Origin of the sequence: Streptomyces flaveolus, assembly GCF_000716535.1 — a bacterium.
GTDB classification, from domain to species: Bacteria; Actinomycetota; Actinomycetes; order Streptomycetales; family Streptomycetaceae; genus Streptomyces; species Streptomyces flaveolus_A.
Genome location: NZ_JNWV01000004.1, coordinates 382,646 through 401,189 on the forward strand (window position 1 = coordinate 382,646; position 18,544 = coordinate 401,189).

Sequence of the window (18,544 nt, forward strand, 5' to 3'; positions counted from 1 at the left end):
CGGCGTCACCCCAACACCGCCGCCACCCCCACCAGCACCGGCACGGACACCACCGTCGACAGCAGGATCGACTCGCGGGCCAGGGATTCGGCCACCCGGTAGCGGCCGGCGTAGGTGAAGAGGTTCTGGGCGCCCGGGAGGGCCGCGGTCACCACCACGTCCAGCAGAGGGGCGCCGTGCAGGCCGAAGACGCCCCGCGCCAGCACCCACGCCACCAGCGGCTGGCCCAGTGACTTCAGCGCGACGGACAGCAGGACCAGGTGGCTGTCCCGTCCCCGGCCGGGCGCCGGGCTGCCGTGCAGGGACATGCCGAAGACCAGCAGGGCCGCCGGGACGGACATGTCGCCGAGCAGGGTCAGGGGGTTCAGCAGCGGACCGGGCAGGTGCCAGCCCGCCGCCGACACCACCACCCCCGACAGCGAGCCCACCGCGACCGGATTGCGCAGCGGGGTCAGCAGACGCCGCCATACCGTGCCCTTCTCGCCGCCGCCCGACAGGTCCAGGACCGTGAGCGCGACCGGGGTGACCAGGACGACCTGGAACAGCAGCACCGGCGCCACCAGCGACGCGTCGCCCAGCACGTACGCGGCGATCGGAATGCCGAGGTTGCCCGAGTTGACGTAACCGGAGCACAGCGCGCCGATCGTGGTGCGGCCCACGCCCCAGCGGCGTACCGCACCGACCGCGACGAAGACCCCCGCGACCACGGCCGTGCTGAGCGCCGTCACCAGCAGACGGCCGGAGAACAGGACCGACAGGTCGGCCCGCGCGAGGGTCGTGAAGAGGAGCGCCGGACCGGCCACCGTGAAGGCCAGCCGGGTCAGCACCTCGCCGCCCTGCCCGCCGAGCGTCCCGCGCCGCCCGAGCACGTAGCCCACCCCGATGACGACCGCGATCACCGCGAACCCGCTCAGCACCCCCGCCACAGGGCCAACCCTGCGAGGAAGAGGGGGCACGGGTCAATGTGATCTCCGCCGGCCGGGACACAGCGTGAGCCCGCGCCCCCGATGAGTTCCGCCCGGCCCGGCGGTCTACCGCACGTGGATGCCGAGACTCCCGCCGTGCTGGTGCTGCCCGGGCCCGTCCGTCGGGACGACGTGCCGGGGCTGTGTGCCGATGTGCGGGCGCTGCTGGAGGCCGGCGGGACCGGGGTGGTCGTGTGCGACGTGGGCGGGCTCGGGCCGCCGGGGCTGGCGGTCGTCGACCTGCTGGCCCGGCTGGAGCTGACCGCCCGCCGGGCCGGCGGGCGGATACGGCTGCGGGACCCCGACCCCGCGCTACGCGCCCTTCTCGGCCTCGTCGGACTCCGCTTCCAGGTGGAGGGGCAGGCCGAAGAGCGGGAACCAGCGCTGGGTGTCGAGGAAGCAGTGGAATCCGGTGATCCGGCCGTCTGAGATCTCCAGCACCTGCACCGCCCACGGGCTGAACCCGCCGTTCTCCGGGTCCGGCTTGTAGTGCGCGAAGCCCGGCAGGCCGTTGGCCTGGACCGGCAGGAGCCGGGAACCGGCGCAGGAGGCGCCCAGGGTGGTCATGAAACCGGTGATGTCCGCGGTGCCGCGCAGCCACAGGTCGAACGGCGGCATCGTCATGATGGCGTCCTCGTGCAGCAGCGCCGTCAGCGCCGTCATGTCATAGCCCTCGAACGCCTTGACGTACCGCTCCAGCAGCTTCTGCTGCTCCTCGTCCAGCGGATCGGACACCGCCCCCTCGGCACCCGCCTGCCCGCGCTCCGCGAGCGTGGCCCGGGCCCGCTGCAAGGCGCTGTTCACCGAGGCGACCGTGGTGTCCAGCAGCTCGGCCACCTCGCTCGCCCGCCAGGCCAGCACCTCGCGCAGGATCAGCACCGCCCGCTGCTTGGGCGGCAACTGCTGCAGGGCCGCCATGAAGGCGAGCCGGATCGACTCCTTGGCGACCGCCGCCTCCGCCGGGTCCTCCACGGTCGGCAGCACACGCGCGTCAGGCATCGGCTCCAGCCAGGTGTTGTCCGGGCGCGGGGAGAGCGCCGCCTGCGCGAGCGGGGTCGCCTCCGACAGGTCCATCGGCCGGGCCCGCTTGCTGCCCGCCGCCAGCATGTCCAGGCACACGTTCGTCGCGATCCGGTACAGCCACGAGCGCAGGCTGGAACGGCCCTCGAACTTGTCGTAGCTCCGCCAGGCCCGCACCAGGGTGTCCTGCACCGCGTCCTCGGCCTCGAAGGAGGAACCGAGCATCCGGTAGCAGTACCCGGTCAGCTCGGTCCGGTGCTTCTCCAGTGCGACGTCCAGATCCACCGTCGCCGTGCTGTTGCCCATCGTCCACCCACCCCTGTGGCCGTCCCTGTAGCGCGCCTTCGCGCCCCAGCACTTGGGAAGCTACCGCAGCCCACTGACAATGGCCCCCGGAGTGGGAAAAGGCCCAGCTCAAAGTGGTTGCTCAAGGGAGCTGGGCGGCGTGCGCCGCCTCAGTGCGCGCCCACCGGCTCCCGTCGGGCCGTCGCCCGGGCCGCCCGCGAGCCGAGGACGGTGATCGAGACGACGCCGAGGACCGCGAGGAGGCCGACGCCGACCGTGCCCGTCCAGCCGTTCGCGTGGAAGGCCAGCGCACCGACCGTGCTGCCGACGCTGGAGCCGATGTAGTACGCGGACTGGTACAGCGCCGACGCCTGCGCCCGGCCCCGCGTGGCCGTCTTGCTGACCGCCGAGGAGGCCACCGCGTGCCCGGCGAAGAAGCCGGCCGTGATCAGCACCAGGCCCGCCAGGACCAGCAGCAGGGAGGCGGTCAGGGACAGCAGCAGCCCCGCCGCCGTCGTACCGCCCGCCAGGTACAGCGCGCCCCGGCGGCCGAACCGGCCCACCAGCCGGCCCGCGGCCGACGCGGAAACCGTGCCCACGAGGTAGACCAGGAAGATCGAACCCACGATGCCCTGCGGCAGCCCGAACGGCGCCGCCGTCAGCCGGTAGCCGATCACCGTGTACACACCGCCGAACACCGTCATGAACAGCGCGCCGATCGCGTACAGGCGGCGCAGCAGCGGGTCGGAGAGGTGGCCGCGGACGGTGCCGAGCAGGATCCGCGGGCGCAGCGAACCTGCCGCGAAGTGCTTCGGGGCCGGCAGCAGCAGCCGGAACGCCACCGCGCACGCGACCGCGAGTGCGCCGATCACCCCGACCGACACCCGCCAGCCCCACTCCTGCGCGACCCAGCCGGTGATCACCCGGCCGCTCATGCCGCCCACGCTGTTGCCCGCGACGAACAGCCCGATCGCCGTGACCAGCGCCTTCGGCTGCACCTCCTCCGCCAGGTACGCCTGCGCCGAGGCCGGCAGCCCGGCCAGCGCCGCGCCCTGCACCGCGCGCAGCACCACCAGCGCGCCGAGCGACGGCGCGAAGGGCACCAGCATGCCGACCGTGACGGCGACGGCCAGCGAGGCGGTCATCACCGTACGGCGCCCGAACCGCTCCGACAGCGCGCTCATCGGCAGGACGAACAGCGCCAGCCCGCCGGTCGCGGCGGCCACGGTCCAGCTCGCCTCGCTCGCGGCGACCCCGAACTCCCCGGAGATCAGCGGCAGCAGGGCCTGGGTGGAGTAGAGGAGGGCGAAGGTCGCGACTCCGGCGAGGAACAGGGCGAGGCTCATCCGGCGGTAGCCGGGGCCGCCCGGGGTCAGCCGGGAGTCGGAGTCGGAGGTACGGACGGGCGGAACGGCGCCCACGCTGGTGGACGCCCCGGTACTGGCGGGAGACATGCCTCGACCGTAGATACGGCCCAACTCATGCGTCCAATGCATGGAAAAGCCATAATCGTTCCCATGGTGCATCAGCAGAGCTCACAGGCGCGACTGTCACCGTCCAGTGACACAGAAGACATGGCGCTGTTGCTCGCGCCCCGCCTCGCGTACTTCGCCGGCGTGGCCCGCACCGAGCACGTCACCCGGGCCGCGCGGGAGCTGAACGTCCCCCAGTCCACCCTGTCCCGGGCGATGGTCCGCCTGGAGCAGGACCTGGGCGTCGACCTCTTCGCCCGTCACGGCCGCACGGTCTCCCTGACCCCCGCAGGCCGCACCTTCCTCGCCTCCGTCGAGCGGGCCCTCGCCGAGATCGAGCGCGCCGCCGAGGAGGTCCGCGCGGACGCCGACCCGGCCACCGGCAAGGTCGCCTTCGGCTTCCTGCACACCATGGGTGCCGAGACCGTACCCGGCCTGCTGCACGCCTTCCGCGCCGACCACCCGCGCGTCCGCTTCAGCCTCGTCCAGAACTACGGCGAGGCCATGCTGGAGGGGCTCCGCGCCGGCGAACTCGACCTCTGCCTCACCTCACCCGTCCCCGACGCCCCCGACCTGGTCGCCCGCCGCCTGGACGAGCAGAAACTCCGCCTGGTCGTCCCCGCGGACCACCGCCTGGTCGCCCGCCGCCGCATCCGCCTGGCAGAGGCGGCCGAGGAAACCTTCGTCACCCTGGAACCGGGTTACGGCCTCCGCCGCATCACGGACGACCTCTGCCGCGAGGCCGGCTTCAAGCCCCGCGTCGCCTTCGAGGGCGAGGAGGCGGAGACGCTGCGGGGCCTGGTCGCGGCGGGCCTGGGTGTCGCCCTCCTGCCCCCGCCGACGGTCCCGCGCCCGGGCGTGGTCGAACTGACGGTCACGGCCCCGAAGGCGGCCCGCGAAATCGGCGTGGCCTGGCTGGCCGACCGCCCGGACACCCCACCGGTGGCTGCCTTCAAGAAGTTCCTGCTGTCACGGAGGGGCAACCTGCTGCCCACCTGAGGGCCGCCGGCCCAGGGGTTCGGGCTGTTCCGGAGACAGCCGACCCCCGGCCCCTACCGCTTCAACGACTTGCCGAACCCCGCGGCCAACGGCATCCGAAGCCCGATCGGCGGCGGCGCGGCCAACGCGTCCTCCACAGGGCGGGACACCGAGTGCCCGAACAACGCGCCCATCACGAAGTCCACCGCCAGACAGAGCACTTCGTTCCGATGCCCGTGCAACCCGTGCCCGTCGGAGTGCACTTCGAACCGGCACACCTCCCGGTTCGCCTTCTTCGCCCGCGCCGCGAACCGGAACGACAGCTCGGGATCGGTCCGTTCGTCGTTCGTGCCGTGGGCGATCAGCACCCGCCGCCCGACCAGCTGCTTCACCGGCTCGGCCGGCGCGGCGACGTCCTCCTCCGGCAGCCAGGGGGCGAGCGCCACCACGGAGTTGACCGCCTCGTGCCCGCCGGCCCGGAGCGCAGCGCGTCCGCCCATGTCCACGCCGACCAGGCACACGGGAACGTCCCCGTACCGTCGTACGACCTCGTCGGCGGCCCACTCGGCGTCCGCCGCCAGATGGGCCTCGCTGCCGTTCCAGCCCCGGTAGCGGTACTGCACGGCATGGACGGCCAGTCCCTCGCTCCGGCCCGCGCGGGCGAGCGCGCGGCCCAGGGAGCGGACGAGGGTCATCGCCCGGACAGGGGACGGCCGGCGGACGGAGACCTCCTCCCCGCCCGGGAGCAGCAGCACCGCTCCGCTCACCGACGTCGGCTCCGCGCCGACTGCCTTCCCCAGCCCGGCCGTTCGGACCGGCGTCGCTTGCTGTCCCATGGCAGAACAGTGTCAGAAGGGGCGGTGTACTAAACCCGTGCGCCCGGTCACCGTTGCGTATCGACGGAAAAGCGCCGGGAAACCGCTGTCACGCACCGGGCGCTCTACGCGCGTAGGAGTTAGAGTGCGGAAATGACGAGCCAGACCGCACCGACCGGGAACGCCCCCACGGCGGACCAGGTCCGCCGGGCGCCCAAGGTACTGCTGCACGATCATCTCGACGGCGGGCTCCGCCCGGGCACCGTCGTCGACCTCGCCCGGGAGACCGGGTACGCCGACCTTCCCGAGACCGACCCGGACAAGCTGGGCATCTGGTTCCAGGAGGCCGCCGACTCCGGCTCGCTGGAACGGTATCTGGAGACCTTCCGGCACACCGTCGGCGTGCTCCAGACCAAGGAGGCACTGGTCCGGGTCGCCCGGGAGTGCGCCGAGGACCTCGCCGAGGACGGGGTCGTCTACGCCGAGGTGCGCTACGCGCCCGAGCAGCACCTCGACGGGGGGCTGTCCCTGGAGGAGGTCGTCGAAGCCGTCAACGAGGGGTTCCGGCAGGGGGAGCGGCTCGCCCGCGAGAACGGCCACCGCATCCGGGTCGGCGCCCTGCTGACCGCCATGCGGCACGCCGCCCGCTCCCTGGAGATCGCCGAACTCGCCAACCGCTACCGGGACTCGGGCGTGGTCGGCTTCGACATCGCCGGTGCCGAGGCCGGCTACCCGCCCACCCGGCACCTGGACGCCTTCGAATACCTCAAGCGCGAGAACAACCACTTCACCATCCACGCGGGTGAGGCCTTCGGGCTGCCGTCCATCTGGCAGGCGCTCCAGTGGTGCGGTGCCGACCGGCTCGGGCACGGCGTGCGGATCATCGACGACATCGAGGTCCGCGACGACGGCTCGGTGAAGCTGGGCCGGCTCGCCTCCTACGTGCGGGACAAGCGGATCCCGTTGGAGCTGTGCCCCAGCTCCAACCTCCAGACCGGGGCCGCGCCCTCCTACGCCGAGCACCCCATCGGGCTGCTGCGCCGGCTGCACTTCCGGGCCACCGTGAACACCGACAACCGGCTGATGTCGCACACCACGATGAGCCGGGAATTCGAGCACCTCGTCGAGGCGTTCGGTTACACGCTCGACGATCTCCAGTGGTTCTCCGTCAATGCGATGAAATCAGCGTTCATTCCTTTCGATGAACGACTCGCGATGATCAATGACGTCATCAAGCCTGGATACGCGGAGCTGAAATCCGAATGGCTGTTCCGGCAGACCGCGTCCACCAGCGGTTCTTCCGGCTCTGACGGGTAGCGGCCGGGTTCTCGCCGGAACGGAATGCGGGCGCGCTTTCACAAGGCGTCCGCATTTCGGTGTTTGCGGCGGGTGGCCGCGGATGTTTACGGTCGTGGACCGCTCAGATCGTTCGTGATCTCCCGTCTCCGCATGCAAGGACGCATTCACCATGAAGCAGTCTGCTGCCAAGACCCTCGGTGTCGCCGCCCTCGGCGCCGCTTTCGCCGCCGCCGGTGCGGGCGCGGCCGACGCGGCCCCGGCCAGCCCCGACGCCGGCCAGGCGCTGAACACCGTCACCAGGGCCCTGCCGCCCGAGCAGATCGTCGAGGCGCTGCCGGACAGCGGTGCCGTGAAGACGGTGAAGCCCGTGGCCAAGCGGGGTGTCGCCGCGGCTCTGCCGGCCGTCGGCAAGGGTGCGGCCGCCGGGCGGCCTGTCGCCAAGGGCGTCCGCGCCGGGGGGCCGACCAAGCCGGCCGCCGGCCTGCTCGGCGGACTGCCGGTGCGGGGTCTGCCCACGCACGGAGTGCCGATCAACGGGATCCCGGTCGGCTGAGCCCGGCTCCTGTCCGACGCGTGCGGGGGCGCTCCGGTAGGTCCGGACGCGCCCCTGTGGCGTGCCCGCGCCCGCGCGGGTGCCCGGGCTCACCAGGCGGTGCGGGCCTTGTCCTCGGACGGCAGCAGCAGCCACAGCGCTATGTAGAGCAGGAACTGCGGGCCCGGCAGCAGGCAGGACACCAGGAAGATCACCCGCATCGTCGTCGCCGAGGTGCCGAAGCGCCGGGCCAGTCCGGCGCAGACTCCGCCGATCATGCGGCCGTGGGTGGGGCGGGCAAGGGCGGTCATGTCGGCTCCTCCGTGGTCGTCGGCTCGCTCACGAGCCGGTGGCGGGCCCCGTGTGGGACCCCTCAACTGCCTTCTACGGTACGGAGACGAAGGGGACGAAGCATCACTCTAAGGGGCGATCCCGACCCTGGGAATCGTCGGGGTACGGCCCTGAGACAGCTCCTCCTGGACGGTGACCGCCGGCTCGGGCGCGCCGGACTCCCGCACGTCCCGGCGTCGCAGCCGGGCGCGGGCCGCCGGTACGACGGCCAGGTGGGCCAGGACGACTCCCGCCGTGTTCAGCAGCAGCGAGTCGACGTCCACGACCCTGCCCGGCACGCCGGTCTGCAACAGGGCGATGCCGAGGGAGACGAGGGCGCCGGCCGCGGCCGTACGGATCAGGGACGCGACCGGGGAGACGGTGAGCCTGCCGTGCGCCATCGGCAGCAGCACGCCCAGCGGGGCGAGCAGCGCGAGACCCTCACCGAGGGGTCTGACCGCCTGGGGCCAGCCCAGCGCCAGGTCGGCCCGGATGCCGGCCAGTGGGCGCAGGTTCGGGGGCATCACCCAGGGGACGTCCAGGGGGCGCAGCATCAGCCAGGCGACGAGGGCGAGATGTGCGACGAGGAGGACACCTCCTGTCACACGGATGCGGATCGCGGCGCTGCCGCCGATGGAGCCTTGACGCTGCACGACCCCCTAGACGCGGGGGCGGGGCCGATTGGTTCCGCCGTGGAAACGTTTTGGCTTGTGTGCCGTGTGCGGCGGCTGGGCGGCGGGCTCGGCTCACCTGCCCGGTACCGGTACCTGCGGGGTGCTCCCGCGGGCCGGGGGTGGGGCGCTCACCGGCGCCGGCAAGGTGCCGCTGCGCCCACCCGTGCCGCCCCGGCGGCACGACTGCCCGCAGCTGCGGCCGCACGGCACTCCGCAGCCGGGAAGCGCCCCGAAGGGGCGCGGGGAACCGCGCGAGCGGCCACCACGGATCCGCAGCCGGGCGACGGACGCGGGCCCCACGGCGGGAACCCGCTCCCCTCGCCACGGCGCAGGGCAACTGTCACGCCGCCTCGCCAAGGGCCCCCGCCACGACGCCCCCGCCAAGGTCGCCACGACGCCCCCCGGCGAAGGCCGACCGTTACGCCGCCCCAGCCAAGCGCAGCGCTAGGCGCCCGGCACCCCGCTGGACGGCGGCTGTGTGGTGCCCGGGTGGTCGCGGACCTGGTCCGTGCACGCGTAGCGGCGCAGGGGGTCCGGGGCGGGGCCGGCCAGGATGACCGAGCCGTCGTCCTCCGTCGCCGCCGAGTCGGACAGGGTGCACACCAGCTGGGCCAGTGCGTAGGAGGTGAGCCCCGACGGAGCCGTGCTCAGCCGGAGCGTGTCCTCGGGGTCCTTCGGGCCGGGCCCGCTCACCCGGAGGCCGCCCGGCACGTGCGTCGTATAGCCCGCGGAGCGCTCCGCGGCGGACGGCGACGTGGCGAGCTGGTCCAGCAGCCCCTGCGCCACGATCACCCGCCGCCGGGCGTCCGGGGTTCCCTCAGGGACCCGCACGGTCCGGTCGACGGCCACCAGGGACGCCCCGCACAGCAGGAACACCTGCACCGGGACCCCGCGCGAGGACTGCGCGGACACATCGGGCCCGGCCAGCGAGCACGGCACCCGGGACGGCGCCGGCCCGAAGTCGGTCGGCACCTCGGTGGCCCGGATGCCGCAGCCGGTGAGCAGCACGCCCAGGAGGGGCAGCGCCAGCAGGCGTCGTACGGTCATGACCCCTCCTTCCCCGAACCGTCGTGGCCGGTCTCGCCGCCCTCGGTGTCCCCGCCGTCCTCCTCGGTCAGCCGGGAGGCGTCCCGTGGCAGCCGGAGCGTGAACACCGCCCCGCCCTCCGGGGAGTTGGCCGCGGTGATCTCGCCGCCGTGGATGTGGGCGTTCTCCAGGGCGATGGACAGGCCTAGCCCGCTGCCCTCGGAGCGCGGCCGGGAGGCGCTCGCCTTGTAGAAGCGGTCGAAGACGTGCGGGAGGACGTCCTCCGGGATGCCGGGCCCGTGGTCGCGGACCTGGATCTCGATCGAGTCGTCCGCCTCCCGGACCGACACCCGCACCGGCGACCCGCCGTGCTTGAGCGCGTTGCCGATCAGGTTGGCGAGGATGACGTCCAGCCGGCGCGGGTCCAGCTGGGCGTGGATGCCGCGCTCGGCGTCCAGCTCGACGGCGTCCAGCCAGGCGCGGGCGTCGATGCACGCGGTGATCTGGTCGGCGATGTCGACGTCGTCCAGGACCAGCCGGGCGGTGCCCGCGTCGAAGCGGGTGACCTCCATCAGGTTCTCGACGAGGTCGTTCAGCCGCCGGGTCTCGCTGACCACCAGCCGGACGGCGGGCTCGATCATCGGGTCCATGCTGCCGGTCTCCGCCTCCAGCTCCTCCTCCAGCACCTCCGTGACGGCGGTGATGGCGGTGAGCGGCGTCCGCAGCTCATGGCTCATGTCGGCCACGAAGCGGCGCGAGGCATCGTCCCGCGCGGCCATCTCCGCGACCCGCTGCTCCAGCGCCTCGGCCGCGAGGTTGAACGTCCGTGACAGGTCGGCGAGTTCGTCGGTGCCGGACACCCGCAGCCGGGTGTCCAGCCTGCCCTCGCCGAGCCGTCGCGCGGCCACGCCGAGCCGGTGCACGGGCTTCAGCACGGTCGTGGCGGCGGCCTGCGCGAGCAGCGCGGCGCCGATCAGCGCGAGCCCGGTGGCGATGCCCAGCGACCAGGCCAGCGAGTTCAGGTCCTTGGCCTCCGGCTCCAGGGACTTCGCCATGTAGCCGGTCGGACCGCCGCCGATCACGCGCGTACCGGCCACCAGGTAGGGCGTGCCGTGGTCCACGACCCGCTGCCAGTACAGGTGGTACGGCTCCTTGTTGGAGTCGGTCACCTTCTGCCGCTTGGTCACGGCGGCCCGCAGCGACCGGGGCACGTCCTCCAGCGAGAAGCCGTTGATGCCGCCCGAGTTGCCGTACACGGTCTTGCCGTCGGCGTCCCGGGCGACCAGGAGCACGCTGAAGTGCTGGCTGCTGGCGGCCATCTGGCCGGCCGCGCGCTGCAACTGGTCCTGCGTCGGGTGTTCCGGCAGCGCGCCCGCGCGGTTCTGCATCTCCTGCCGGAAGTCGCGCAGCACCGCGTCCTGGGCGCGGGTGAGCACGGCCTCCCGGTTGAGCCAGTAGGCGATGCCGGACGCCGACACGGCGGCCGTGAGGGCCACCAGCCCGAAGACGACGACCAGTCGCAGCCTGAGGCTGGTGAACCTGAGCCGCGACAGACTTCCCTTGCGCCCCGCGGCCCAGCCGCGCAGCCCCCCTTGCGTATCGGTCACTGAGGGGCGTCCAGGCGGTAGCCGACACCACGGACGGTACGGATGAGCGTCGGCGACGACGGCACGTCCTCCACCTTCGCGCGCAGCCGCTGCACACACGCGTCGACCAGGCGCGAGTCACCGAGGTAGTCGTGCTCCCACACCAGCCGCAGCAGCTGCTGCCGGGACAGCGCCTGACCGGGCCGCCGGCTCAGCTCCAGCAGCAGCCGCAGCTCGGTCGGGGTCAGCTGGAGGTCCTCGCCGTTCTTCGTGACGGTCATCGCCGACCGGTCGATGACGAGGCTGCCGAAGGTCGCCGAGTCGCTGGACTCCCGCTCCCCGCGCCGCAGCACGGCCCGGATCCGGGCGTCCAGCACCCGCCCCTGCACCGGCTTGACGACATAGTCGTCGGCGCCGGACTCCAGTCCGACCACGACGTCGATGTCGTCGCTGCGCGCGGTCAGCAGGATGATCGGCAGCTGGTCCGTGCGCCGGATGCGCCGGCACACCTCGAACCCGTCGATGCCGGGCAGCATCACGTCCAGCACGATGAGGTCCGGCCGCTGCTCGCGCAGCAGCTTCAGACCGTCCTCGCCGCTGGCAGCGGTGGCCACCCGGTGTCCCTGGCGCGTCAGGGAGAGCTCCAGGGCCGTACGGATGGCGTCGTCGTCCTCGATCAGCAACAGGGAAGGCACGGGCTCATTCTGGCCCATGGAGGGGTCGCCGTACGACCTGCCGGTACCAGGCCATCCATAGCGCCACCACCTGTGCGCGGTGTGTGACCTCCCTGGGCGGGACCCCTGTGACAGGTCTGTGACAGTCGGCAGACATGGCCATGAAGTCACCCCGGCAGTCTTTTGGGCACGGGCAAGGCCGCCGGCCGGAACCAGCCCGGGGCAGGACAGAGTCACCGGAAGTCCACGACGGGGAGCGCGAGATGAACACGCTGCACAGCATCAGCACCAGCGCAGTGGTCACGCGTCTGCACGACGTGCACCGGGGCAACGAGAAGTCCGGTGCTGTGAGCGGGCGGGGGTGCGCTCGCGGCACCGGGCGTCAGCACACCGCGTACATGGCGGTGGTTGACGCACGGGGGGAGGCTCACGGGGGAGCCGCGTACAGGGAGGACTCGGGGGAGCGTCGTTCTCCGGCCGAGGCTGTGGATGCCGAAGCGGCGTTCACCGCCTACGTCCAGGAGCGCCGCGCCTCCCTGTACGCCACCGCCTACCACCTGACCGGCGACCGCTTCGAGGCCGAGGACCTGCTGCAGAGCGCGCTGTTCTCGACGTACAAGGCGTGGGACCGGATCAGCGACAAGGCCGCGGTCGGCGGATACCTCCGCCGCACCATGACCAACCTGCACATCAGCGCCTGGCGGCGCCGCAAGCTGAACGAGTACCCGACCGAGGAACTGCCGGAGACGCCCGGCGAGACGGACGCGATGCGCGGCACCGAGCTGCGCGCGGTCCTGTGGCAGGCGCTGGCCCGGCTGCCCGAACTCCAGCGCACCATGCTGGTCCTGCGCTACTACGAGGGCCGCACGGACCCGGAGATCGCGGACATCCTCGGCATCAGTGTCGGCACGGTGAAGTCCAGCATCTGGCGCTCGCTGCGCCGGCTGCGCGAGGACGAGGTCCTCAGCTTCGGCCGTGACGAGGAGGACACCTTCGGCGAACTGGTCGCCTGAGGTCCGGGGGGACAACGGGGGAGAACCGGGGGGCCACTGGGGGGTGGACCTGCGGGGGAACACGGGGGAAAGCGGGGGAGCAACGAGAGCGGGGCTGGTGGGCCGGGGGGGCCTACCAGCCCCTTTCTCTGTGCCACGAGGCGCGGTCGAGGCGCGTACGAGCGTTACGCCGCCGTCCGCTGCCGTGCCTGACGGCCCGCCGCCGCTGCCTCGAGCCGGCCCAGGGCCTCGTCCCGGTCGCAGGGATGCGCGCCGAGCGACACCTGGCGGGTGACGATCGACCGCTCCGCGCGCATCAGCCGCCAGCCGCGGCGCAGCAGGAACGGCACCGACTTGCGGCCCTCCTTCAGATCGCGCAGGAAGCGCCGCCGGAAGGTGGTGACCGGGCCCCGGGACAGGCACAGCGCGTCCGCGAGCAGGCCCAGTTCCCGGCAGCGCTCGACGATCTCCGCGGCGAAGATGCCCTCCGCGATGAACAGCGGGGTACGGCCGATGTGCAGCGTCTCCTCGCCGGTACGGGCGCTCAGCGAGATGTCGTACACCGGCACCGGCGTCGACCCCGTGGCGCACAGCCGGGCGATGGCCTCGACGGCGACGTCCGCGTCCCACGACTCCGGGTGGTCCCAGTCGATGTCCGAACTCCCCTCCACCAGGGGCAGAGTCGGATCGTCACCCTCCTTGTAGAAGTCGTCCAGGCGCAGCACGGGGAGCCCGGAACGGGCGGCGACGAGTGACTTGCCCGAGCCCGAGGGGCCGCACAGCAGCACGACACGGGCGGGGGCCGGGGGATGAATGCTCACGGAACACCAGTTTGACGCATGGGGGGCGCCCTGCCGACCCCGCGGGTCGGCTTTTGAGCGTGAGTCTCGCCTCAACTACCCTACGTGTCGACACCCTTACCCTGCGCACCAGAAGGTGGCACCAGCGATGGCCCGACACACCTCCCCCCTGCACTCCACCGCGCAGCGCGCCCTGATCGTCCTCGCGACCGCCGGAGCGGCCCTGGGCGCGGGGGCGGCGACGGCGTCCGCCGACTCGATCCCCGGAGTGGGCCTCAACCACCGCCCGGCGAACCTCGGCAACGTCGACCCCCAGGCGGGCGCACGCGCCCTGACCGGCATGGCGGGTTACGTGACCGGCCCGGTCGCGGGCCTCAAGCCGAACCCGCTCGCGGGCACGGGCGTGGACCCGCTCGACAACGGCGTGGGCACGCAGGTGGCCGACTTCAAGCCGGTCGGCTCCCAGGCGCTGACGCGCCCGCTGGCCCAGGCGCCCTCGCTCGGCAGCGTCCCGGTGCTGGGGCAGGTCCTCGGAGCCCCGGGCCGCTGAGGGCACCCCGGACGGGGTGGGGGAACTGCGCGACGAGCCACCACGCGCCCGCGGCCGGCCGGCAGCCGCAGTTCCCCACCGGGGACCCCGTCAGTAGGAAGAACCCGCCGCGCCCAGCGACCCCGTCGGGTGCCACACGGTCTTCGTCTCCAGGAACGCCGTCATGTGATCGATGCCGGGCGTCTCGAAGTAATCCACAGCCTGTGGACGGAGTACGCGCTTCAGGTTGTCGGCCGCGGCGATCTCCAGCTCCTTCGCCAGTTCCCCGTCCGCGCCCGCGAGGTCGATCGCGTTGACGTCCTGGTGCGCGGCCAGCGGCGCCGCGATCTCCGCCGTACGGCCGGACAGGACGTTGACGACACCGCCGGGGACGTCGGAGGTGGCCAGCACCTCGCCCAGGGACAGGGCCGGCAGCGGGGCCTTCTCGGAGGCGATCACGACCGCCGTGTTGCCGGTGGCGATGACCGGGGCCACGACGGACACCAGGCCGAGGAAGGACGACTCCTGCGGGGCCAGGACGGCGACGACGCCGGTCGGCTCCGGGGAGGAGAGGTTGAAGTACGGGCCCGCGACCGGGTTGGCGCCGCCGATCACCTGGGCGATCTTGTCCGTCCAGCCCGCGTACCAGACCCAGCGGTCGATCGTCGCCTCCACGACGGCCGCCGCCTTCGACTTCGACAGGCCCTCCGCGTCCGCGACCTCCCGGACGAACTGCTCCCTGCGGCCCTCCAGCATCTCCGCGACGCGGTAGAGGACCTGGCCGCGGTTGTAGGCGGTCGCGCCGGACCAGCCGCCGAACGCCTTGCGCGCGGCGACCACCGCGTCACGGGCGTCCTTGCGGGAGGACAGCGGAGCGTTGGCCAGCCAGTTGCCCTTCGAGTCCTGCACCTCGTACACCCGGCCGCTCTCGGAACGCGGGAACTTCCCGCCGACGTACAGCTTGTAGGTCTTGAACACACTGAGTCGGTCAGACATCGAGGTACGCCTCCAGGCCGTGGCGGCCGCCCTCGCGGCCGAAGCCCGACTCCTTGTAGCCGCCGAACGGCGAGGTCGGGTCGAACTTGTTGAACGTGTTGGACCAGACGACACCGGCGCGCAGCTTGTTCGCGACGGCCAGGATGCGCGAGCCCTTCTCGGTCCAGATGCCGGCCGAGAGGCCGTACTGGGTGTTGTTCGCCTTGGCGACGGCCTCGTCGGGCGTGCGGAAGGTGAGGACCGACAGCACCGGGCCGAAGATCTCGTCGCGGGCGATGGTGTGCGCCTGGGTGACGTTCGTGAACAGCGTCGGGGCGAACCAGTAACCGGAGGAGGGCAGTTCACAGGCCGGGGACCAGCGCTCGGCGCCCTCCGCCTCGCCCCGCTCGGCCAGCGCGGTGATCCGCGCGAGCTGTTCGGCGGAGTTGATCGCGCCGATGTCGGTGTTCTTGTCCAGCGGGTCGCCGAGGCGGAGCATGGACAGGCGGCGCTTGAGGGAGTCCAGCAGCTCGTCCTGGATCGACTCCTGCACCAGGAGGCGGGAGCCCGCGCAGCAGACCTGGCCCTGGTTGAAGAAGATGCCGGTGACGATGCCCTCGACGGCCTGGTCGATCGGCGCGTCGTCGAAGACGATGTTGGCGCCCTTGCCGCCCAGTTCGAGGGTGAGCTTCTTGCGGGTGCCGGCGACCGTGCGGGCGATCTCCTTGCCGACGGCCGTGGAACCGGTGAAGGCGACCTTGTTCACGTCCGGGTGCGCGACCAGCGCGGCGCCCGTGTCGCCGTAGCCCGGGAGGATGTTGACGACACCCTTGGGCAGGCCCGCCTGGCGGCAGATGTCCGCGAAGAACAGGGCGGACAGCGGGGTGGTCTCGGCGGGCTTCAGGACGACCGTGTTGCCGGTCGCGAGGGCCGGGGCGATCTTCCACGCCAGCATCAGCAGCGGGAAGTTCCACGGGATGACCTGGCCGGCCACGCCCAGCGGCCTCGGGTCCGGGCCGAAGCCGGCGTGGCCGAGCTTGTCGGCCCAGCCCGCGTAGTAGAAGAAGTGCGCGGCGACCAGCGGGAGGTCCGCGTCGCGGGTCTCCTTGATCGGCTTGCCGTTGTCCAGCGTCTCCAGGACCGCCAGCTCACGGCTGCGCTCCTGGATGATCCGGGCGATGCGGAACAGGTACTTGGCGCGCTCGGAGCCGGGCAGCGCGGACCACTTCTCGAACGCCTTGCGGGCGGCCTTGACGGCACGGTCGACGTCCTCGGCGCCGGCCTGGGCGACCTCGGCGAGGACCTCCTCGGTCGACGGGGAGACCGTCTTGAAGACCTTGCCGTCGGCGGCCTCGGTGAACTCGCCGTCGATGAACAGGCCGTACGAGGCGGCGATGTCGACGACCGAGCGGGACTCGGGCGCGGGTGCGTACTCGAATGCGGATGCCATGGGGATCAGTCCACCGTCACGTAGTCGGGGCCGGAGTAGCGGCCGGTCGCCAGCTTCTGGCGCTGCATCAGCAGGTCGTTCAGGAGCGAGGAGGCGCCGAAGCGGAACCAGTGGTTGTCCAGCCAGTCCTCGCCGACGGTCTCGTTGACCAGGACCAGGAACTTGATCGCGTCCTTGCTGGTGCGGATGCCGCCCGCCGGCTTCACGCCGACCTGGACGCCGGTCTGGGCCCGGAAGTCGCGGACCGCCTCCAGCATCAGGAGGGTGTTCGCGGGCGTGGCGTTGACGGCGACCTTGCCCGTCGACGTCTTGATGAAGTCGGCGCCGGCCAGCATGCCGAGCCAGGAGGCGCGGCGGATGTTGTCGTACGTCGACAGCTCGCCGGTCTCGAAGATGACCTTGAGGCGGGCGCTCGTCCCGCAGGCCTCCTTCACGGCGACGATCTCGTCGTACACCTTCAGGAACTTGCCGGCGAGGAACGCGCCCCGGTCGATGACCATGTCGATCTCGTCGGCGCCGGCGGCGACGGCGTCACGGACGTCGGCCAGCTTCACGTCGAGCGCGGCACGGCCGGCCGGGAAGGCGGTGGCCACCGAGGCGACCTTCACGCCGGAGCCGGCGACGGCCTCCTTGGCGACGGCCACCATGTCGGGATAGACGCAGACCGCGGCCGTCGCCGGGGTCGTGCGGTCCGTGGGGTCGGGACGGACCGCCTTGGCGCCGAGCGCCCGGACCTTGCCCGGGGTGTCCGCGCCTTCCAGCGTCGTCAGGTCGACCATCGAGATGGCGAGGTCGATGGCGTACGCCTTCGCGGTGGTCTTGATGGATCGGGTGCCGAGGGACGCGGCGCGCGCCTCCAGGCCGACCGCGTCGACGCCGGGCAGCCCGTGGAGGAAGCGGCGCAGCGTGCTGTCGGACGCGGTGACGTCAGCCAGAGCGTGAGCTGTGGGTGCGGTAGTGGGCATGGTCACCAGACGAGCATATCTACGCGCGTAGCGGCTGTACACCCCCGGTGCTCGCCCCGAGGCCGAGATCACGGATGAGCGCCGGTTCACGGGCGCGTGGCCGCACCACGGACGGCGTCGTGCAGAATCGGGGCCATGACCACCCCGGACCACCCGTCACCCGCGTCACCGCCTCCGGCACCCGCCGTCAAGGACCGCGTCTACCGCTCGCCCCTGGGGCTGGTGGGCGGCTCGCTGCTGCTCCTGCTCGTCCTGTGGCTGGGCTTCGACGCCCTGTTCAAGGGCCACGGCCGCACCCCGTGGCTGGCGCTGGCCGGGATGATCCTCATCGTGCCGCTGGTCCTCGCCTTCACGCTCCGCCCGGCGGTGTTCGCGGGCGAGGACCGGCTGCGCGTCCGCAACCCGTTCCGGGTGATCACCCTGCCCTGGGGCGAGATCGCCGGCCTGCGCTCCGGCTACTCCAACGAGGTCCTCGCCAAGTCCGGCGCCAAGTACCAGCTGTGGGCGGTCCCCGTCTCGCTGCGGGCCCGCAAGAAGGCGGTGCGCCGGCAGCAGCGGGCGGCGGCGGACGCGGCCCGCGGCACGGCCCGGGGCGGCCGGGGCGGGGCGCTCGCACCGAGCGGCCTCGGCTTCGGCGGGTTCAGCGTGCGCGGCCCGGAGGCGGGGCCGGCCCGGGCGGAGAGCGACCAGATCATGGCCGACCTGGGCGAGATCCTGGAGCGGCGCGGGCAGACCGAGTCGGCGCAGGGCGAGATCACCGTGCGCTGGGCCTACGAGGTGGCCGCGCCCGCGGTCGCCGGAGCGGTGCTGCTGGCGATCCTGCTGGCGGTGGGCTGAGGGGTACGGGGGGCCGGGGGCGTTTGCGGTTGGTTCCGGGGGCGGGGCCAGGGGCCGGGGGTCGGAGCCGGGCCAGGGTCGGAGTAAGCGCCAGGCCAGGCACGGTCAGGGCCAGATCAGGGGCCAGGGCCACAGCCAGGGTCAGGGCTAGGGCGGGCTGACGGGTGCTGCCCGGTGCCGGGGCGTCTGCTCGTGGGGGAGCAGCGGGGGCTCGGTGTTCCTAGGGCTGAGGGGCGTGCTCTCTGCGTGATCTGCCGGCCGGGTGGCTCGGGTTTTCCACGGTGGCGCGCTGCTCGCTCATAGCCGGGACCGGGAGGTTCGGCGCGGGTGGCCGTCGTGG

At 72.6% G+C, this 18,544-nt stretch carries 20 protein-coding genes; 7 read left to right on the forward strand and 13 right to left on the reverse strand.

Features of this window, described 5'->3' with window-relative positions; genetic code table 11:
• Positions 1 to 5: 5 nt before the first annotated feature.
• The gene (locus tag OO52_RS05500) at positions 6 to 926 is read right to left on the reverse strand and encodes an AEC family transporter (protein WP_030641512.1); all 921 of its coding nucleotides are present in this window, start codon (positions 924 to 926) and stop codon (positions 6 to 8) included.
• Between the two features lie 81 nt (positions 927 to 1,007).
• Between OO52_RS05500 and OO52_RS46885 the strand changes: the two genes are divergently transcribed.
• Positions 1,008 to 1,394 (forward strand): STAS domain-containing protein, encoded by a 387-nt coding sequence (locus OO52_RS46885; RefSeq protein ID WP_158712473.1) that lies wholly within the window; start codon positions 1,008 to 1,010, stop codon positions 1,392 to 1,394.
• Here the strand turns inward: OO52_RS46885 and OO52_RS05505 are convergent.
• Together OO52_RS05505 and OO52_RS05510 are read right to left on the reverse strand one after the other, a co-directional pair.
• On the reverse strand, positions 1,278 to 2,291 hold the full coding sequence (locus OO52_RS05505) for a sigma-70 family RNA polymerase sigma factor (protein WP_030641513.1): 1,014 nt from the start codon (positions 2,289 to 2,291) through the stop codon (positions 1,278 to 1,280). The genes OO52_RS46885 and OO52_RS05505 overlap by 117 nt on opposite strands.
• Before the next feature lie 149 nt (positions 2,292 to 2,440).
• Entirely contained in the window at positions 2,441 to 3,724 is a 1,284-nt protein-coding gene (locus OO52_RS05510; RefSeq protein ID WP_030641514.1) for an MFS transporter, read from the reverse strand.
• 63 nt (positions 3,725 to 3,787) lie between these two features.
• Between OO52_RS05510 and OO52_RS05515 the strand changes: the two genes are divergently transcribed.
• Complete coding sequence (locus OO52_RS05515; RefSeq protein ID WP_037628647.1) at positions 3,788 to 4,741, forward strand: LysR family transcriptional regulator; 954 nt, start codon at positions 3,788 to 3,790, stop codon at positions 4,739 to 4,741.
• 53 nt (positions 4,742 to 4,794) lie between these two features.
• Here the strand turns inward: OO52_RS05515 and OO52_RS05520 are convergent, their stop codons facing one another.
• Complete coding sequence (locus tag OO52_RS05520; protein WP_030641516.1) at positions 4,795 to 5,556, reverse strand: alpha/beta fold hydrolase; 762 nt, start codon at positions 5,554 to 5,556, stop codon at positions 4,795 to 4,797.
• Between the two features lie 132 nt (positions 5,557 to 5,688).
• Between OO52_RS05520 and OO52_RS05525 the strand changes: the two genes are divergently transcribed.
• Positions 5,689 to 6,852: an adenosine deaminase gene (locus OO52_RS05525; protein WP_030641517.1), complete on the forward strand. Its 1,164-nt coding sequence runs from the start codon at positions 5,689 to 5,691 to the stop codon at positions 6,850 to 6,852.
• 151 nt (positions 6,853 to 7,003) lie between these two features.
• Complete coding sequence (locus OO52_RS05530) at positions 7,004 to 7,387, forward strand: hypothetical protein (RefSeq protein WP_030641518.1); 384 nt, start codon at positions 7,004 to 7,006, stop codon at positions 7,385 to 7,387.
• An 89-nt stretch (positions 7,388 to 7,476) separates the two neighbouring features.
• Here OO52_RS05530 and OO52_RS05535 read toward each other — a convergent pair whose 3' ends face one another.
• The 5 genes from OO52_RS05535 to afsQ1 form a co-directional block, all read right to left on the reverse strand.
• Positions 7,477 to 7,677: a PspC domain-containing protein gene (locus OO52_RS05535; protein WP_030641519.1), complete on the reverse strand. Its 201-nt coding sequence runs from the start codon at positions 7,675 to 7,677 to the stop codon at positions 7,477 to 7,479.
• Between the two features lie 108 nt (positions 7,678 to 7,785).
• Positions 7,786 to 8,349, reverse strand: coding sequence for a VanZ family protein (locus OO52_RS05540; protein WP_030641520.1), 564 nt, complete (start codon positions 8,347 to 8,349; stop codon positions 7,786 to 7,788).
• 465 nt (positions 8,350 to 8,814) lie between these two features.
• Positions 8,815 to 9,417, reverse strand: coding sequence for a hypothetical protein (locus OO52_RS05545; protein ID WP_030641521.1), 603 nt, complete (start codon positions 9,415 to 9,417; stop codon positions 8,815 to 8,817).
• Positions 9,414 to 11,003 (reverse strand): sensor histidine kinase, encoded by a 1,590-nt coding sequence (locus tag OO52_RS05550; RefSeq protein ID WP_030641522.1) that lies wholly within the window; start codon positions 11,001 to 11,003, stop codon positions 9,414 to 9,416. The genes OO52_RS05545 and OO52_RS05550 overlap by 4 nt, the downstream gene beginning before the upstream one ends.
• On the reverse strand, positions 11,000 to 11,677 hold the full coding sequence (afsQ1, locus tag OO52_RS05555) for a two-component system response regulator AfsQ1 (RefSeq protein WP_031024517.1): 678 nt from the start codon (positions 11,675 to 11,677) through the stop codon (positions 11,000 to 11,002). The genes OO52_RS05550 and afsQ1 overlap by 4 nt, the downstream gene beginning before the upstream one ends.
• 242 nt (positions 11,678 to 11,919) lie before the next feature.
• On the opposite strand from afsQ1, the gene OO52_RS05560 reads away from it, so the two are divergent.
• Positions 11,920 to 12,669, forward strand: a complete 750-nt coding sequence (locus tag OO52_RS05560) for a SigE family RNA polymerase sigma factor (protein WP_030937188.1) — start codon at positions 11,920 to 11,922, stop codon at positions 12,667 to 12,669.
• Between the two features lie 164 nt (positions 12,670 to 12,833).
• Here OO52_RS05560 and OO52_RS05565 read toward each other — a convergent pair whose 3' ends face one another.
• Positions 12,834 to 13,436 (reverse strand): uridine kinase family protein, encoded by a 603-nt coding sequence (locus OO52_RS05565; RefSeq protein WP_030641527.1) that lies wholly within the window; start codon positions 13,434 to 13,436, stop codon positions 12,834 to 12,836.
• A gap of 160 nt (positions 13,437 to 13,596) precedes the next feature.
• Here OO52_RS05565 and OO52_RS05570 point away from each other — a divergent pair, with 160 nt between their 5' ends.
• Positions 13,597 to 13,998 carry a hypothetical protein gene (locus OO52_RS05570; protein ID WP_030641529.1) on the forward strand — a complete coding sequence of 134 codons (402 nt, stop codon included), beginning with the start codon at positions 13,597 to 13,599 and terminating at the stop codon, positions 13,996 to 13,998.
• A gap of 90 nt (positions 13,999 to 14,088) precedes the next feature.
• Here the strand turns inward: OO52_RS05570 and OO52_RS05575 are convergent, their stop codons facing one another.
• The 3 genes from OO52_RS05575 to deoC are packed head-to-tail and all read right to left on the reverse strand — an operon-like array spanning position 14,089 to position 17,367.
• Positions 14,089 to 14,973, reverse strand: coding sequence for an aldehyde dehydrogenase family protein (locus OO52_RS05575; protein WP_030641531.1), 885 nt, complete (start codon positions 14,971 to 14,973; stop codon positions 14,089 to 14,091).
• Positions 14,966 to 16,402, reverse strand: a complete 1,437-nt coding sequence (locus tag OO52_RS05580; protein ID WP_030641533.1) for an aldehyde dehydrogenase family protein — start codon at positions 16,400 to 16,402, stop codon at positions 14,966 to 14,968. Before OO52_RS05580 ends, OO52_RS05575 begins: the two co-directional genes overlap by 8 nt.
• 5 nt (positions 16,403 to 16,407) lie before the next feature.
• Complete coding sequence (deoC, locus tag OO52_RS05585; RefSeq protein ID WP_030641535.1) at positions 16,408 to 17,367, reverse strand: deoxyribose-phosphate aldolase; 960 nt, start codon at positions 17,365 to 17,367, stop codon at positions 16,408 to 16,410.
• A 135-nt stretch (positions 17,368 to 17,502) separates the two neighbouring features.
• Here deoC and OO52_RS05590 point away from each other — a divergent pair, with 135 nt between their 5' ends.
• Complete coding sequence (locus OO52_RS05590) at positions 17,503 to 18,204, forward strand: PH domain-containing protein (protein WP_030641537.1); 702 nt, start codon at positions 17,503 to 17,505, stop codon at positions 18,202 to 18,204.
• The last annotated feature ends 340 nt before the right edge of the window (positions 18,205 to 18,544 follow it).

Bases quoted from the DNA above. Each gene is read 5' to 3' on its own strand.
- OO52_RS46885 (WP_158712473.1), top strand. From the start codon at position 1,008: ATGAGTTCCGCCCGGCCCGGCGGTCTACCGCACGTGGATGCCGAGACT.
- OO52_RS05505 (WP_030641513.1), bottom strand. From the start codon at position 2,291: ATGGGCAACAGCACGGCGACGGTGGATCTGGACGTCGCACTGGAGAAG.
- OO52_RS05510 (WP_030641514.1), bottom strand. From the start codon at position 3,724: ATGTCTCCCGCCAGTACCGGGGCGTCCACCAGCGTGGGCGCCGTTCCG.
- OO52_RS05515 (WP_037628647.1), top strand. From the start codon at position 3,788: ATGGTGCATCAGCAGAGCTCACAGGCGCGACTGTCACCGTCCAGTGAC.
- OO52_RS05520 (WP_030641516.1), bottom strand. From the start codon at position 5,556: ATGGGACAGCAAGCGACGCCGGTCCGAACGGCCGGGCTGGGGAAGGCA.
- OO52_RS05525 (WP_030641517.1), top strand. From the start codon at position 5,689: ATGACGAGCCAGACCGCACCGACCGGGAACGCCCCCACGGCGGACCAG.
- OO52_RS05530 (WP_030641518.1), top strand. From the start codon at position 7,004: ATGAAGCAGTCTGCTGCCAAGACCCTCGGTGTCGCCGCCCTCGGCGCC.
- OO52_RS05535 (WP_030641519.1), bottom strand. From the start codon at position 7,677: ATGACCGCCCTTGCCCGCCCCACCCACGGCCGCATGATCGGCGGAGTC.
- OO52_RS05545 (WP_030641521.1), bottom strand. From the start codon at position 9,417: ATGACCGTACGACGCCTGCTGGCGCTGCCCCTCCTGGGCGTGCTGCTC.
- OO52_RS05560 (WP_030937188.1), top strand. From the start codon at position 11,920: ATGAACACGCTGCACAGCATCAGCACCAGCGCAGTGGTCACGCGTCTG.
- OO52_RS05570 (WP_030641529.1), top strand. From the start codon at position 13,597: ATGGCCCGACACACCTCCCCCCTGCACTCCACCGCGCAGCGCGCCCTG.
- OO52_RS05575 (WP_030641531.1), bottom strand. From the start codon at position 14,973: ATGTCTGACCGACTCAGTGTGTTCAAGACCTACAAGCTGTACGTCGGC.
- OO52_RS05580 (WP_030641533.1), bottom strand. From the start codon at position 16,402: ATGGCATCCGCATTCGAGTACGCACCCGCGCCCGAGTCCCGCTCGGTC.
- deoC (WP_030641535.1), bottom strand. From the start codon at position 17,367: ATGCCCACTACCGCACCCACAGCTCACGCTCTGGCTGACGTCACCGCG.
- OO52_RS05590 (WP_030641537.1), top strand. From the start codon at position 17,503: ATGACCACCCCGGACCACCCGTCACCCGCGTCACCGCCTCCGGCACCC.